The sequence below is a fragment of the Streptomyces rubellomurinus genome (genome assembly GCF_000961885.1).
GTDB classification, from domain to species: Bacteria; Actinomycetota; Actinomycetes; order Streptomycetales; family Streptomycetaceae; genus Kitasatospora; species Kitasatospora rubellomurina.
This window is the reverse complement of the sequence record NZ_JZKH01000220.1, coordinates 1-2,025: the sequence shown is the minus strand read 5'-3', so window position 1 is coordinate 2,025 and position 2,025 is coordinate 1. Positions and strand designations below refer to the sequence as shown.

Below are 2,025 nucleotides of genomic sequence, written 5' to 3'. Positions count from 1 at the left end.
CGCACCGGCGCCGAAGCTCTTGCAGCGCCCGTCCGCCGCCATGCCCCGCAGCCGGCTGAACTCCACGAACAGCGCCGGGGTGTTCATGACGGTGACGCCGCCGACCAGCGCCAGCTCGCACTCCCCCGCGCGCAGCGCCTGGGCGGCCAGGTGCACGGCGACCAGCGACGACGAGCACGCGGTGTCCACGGTCACGGCCGGGCCCTGGAGCCCGAGCGCGTACGAGACGCGCCCGGAGACGACGCTGCTCGCGTTGCCGGTGCTGACGTAGCCGTCGAGCGCGTCCAGGTCGTGGCCCTGCTGGTTGCCGTAGTCCGAGCTCATGGTGCCGACGTAGACGCCGGTGCGCGTGCCCTCCAGCGTCTCCGGCCGGATGCCCGCGCGCTCCAGAGCCTCCCACGAGGCTTCGAGGACGAGCCGCTGCTGCGGGTCCATCGACTGCGCCTCGCGCGGGCTGATGCCGAAGAAGGCGGCGTCGAACCGCTCGACGTCGGACATGAACCCGCCCTCACGGGCGTAGCTCTTGCCCACCGCCTCCGGGTCAGGGTCGAACAGGTCGAGCCCCTGCCAGCGCTCCGGGAACCCGCCGATCGCGTCGCCGCCCGAGGCCAGCAGCTCCCAGAAGCCCTCGGGGGTGTCGATCCCGCCGGGGAGACGGCAGGCCATCGAGACGACCGCGATGGGCTCCGTGCGGGCGGCCCGCTCGGAGTCCAGCTGCTTCTCCGCCTCGACGAGCGCGGTCGCGGTGCGCCGCAGGTACGCCTCGAGCTTCTCGACTTCGGTGCTGCTGCTCATGCGGTCACTCCCAGCTTGCGGTCCAAGAACTGCAGAAGGTCTTCGGTGCTGCTTCCGGTCTCCAGCTCGACCGCTGGGGCTTCCGGGACGACGGCCTTCGCGAGGCCGTTCTTGAGCGCGAGGAACTGGCCGGCCAGCCCTTCGGACTCCAGTTGCAGGGGGGTCGCGGAGCGCAGCAGCTCCACGAGGTTGTCCATCAGCTCCCTGGTGAGCCGGACCCCCGACGCCTGCGGCCGACCGCCGTCGACGACATCCAGCCGTTGGAGGAGGAGCTCGCCGATCGCGGTCGGGGTCGGGTAGTCGAAGGCGAGCGTGGAGGGCAGGGTCAGGCCGGTCTCGGCAGCGAGACGGCGGCGAAGCTCCACCGCCATCAGGGAGTCGAGGCCGAGCTCCTTGAACACCTGCTGGGCGCCGATGCCCTCGGCGCCGAGGACGGCCGCCGCCTCGCGGCGGACCAGGTCCAGCAGCGTGCTCCGGCGCTCGGCCGGGGTCAGGGCCGCCAGGCGGTCGCGCAGCGCGGAGGGCGCGGCCGCAGCCGTCCCCGCGCGGCGCAGGCGGGCCCGGACGAGGGACCGCAGCAGCGGTGGCACGTCACCACTCCGTTCCATTTCGCGTCGTACGGCGGAGAGTTCGAGCCGGACCGGGACGACGTGGGCCAGGTCCGTGGCCAACGCCGCATCGAGTGCGCGCAGGCCCTGGGCGGGGGTGAGGGCGGCGACGCCCTGGCGGCGCATCCGCTGGAGTTCGGCGTCGCCGAGGTGGGCGGTCAGGCCGGTGCCGGCCTGCTGCCACAGGCCCCAGGACAGGCTCAGGCCCGGCAGACCGTCCGCCCGGCGCCGCGCGGCCAGGGCATCGACGTAGGCGTTCGCCGCCGCGTAGGCGCTCTGACCCGCGCTGCCGAGGACACCGGCGGCAGAGGAGAAGAGAACGAACGCGTCCAGGTCCAGGCCCCGGGTGAGCTCGTCCAGGTGACGGGCGCCGATGGCCTTCGGGGCCAGAACGCGGGCGAAACGCTCGGCGCTCTGGCCGGCGAGCAGGCCGTCGTCCAGGACGGCAGCCAGGTGGAACACCGAACCGAGCGCGCCACCAAGGCCGTTGACAACGGTCGCGATCTGCTCGCGGTCCGCGACGTCGCACGCCTCGATCCGCACGCTCTCCGCACCGGCGGCCAGCAGTGCGCCCCGGACATCGGCGGCGCTGGGGGCCGCCTCGCCCTGGCGGGAAGTCAGC

General features: G+C 73.7%; 2 protein-coding genes. Both read right to left on the bottom strand.

Annotated features, from left to right (window positions below):
- Positions 1-756 (bottom strand): beta-ketoacyl synthase N-terminal-like domain-containing protein (locus VM95_RS37370; RefSeq protein ID WP_425265398.1); only part of this gene is annotated, 756 nt, incomplete at its 3' end.
- Positions 757-791: 35 nt separating this feature from the next.
- Positions 792-2,025, bottom strand: a 1,234-nt coding sequence (locus tag VM95_RS37365; protein WP_045705799.1) for a beta-ketoacyl reductase, incomplete at its 5' end; no start/stop codon positions are given.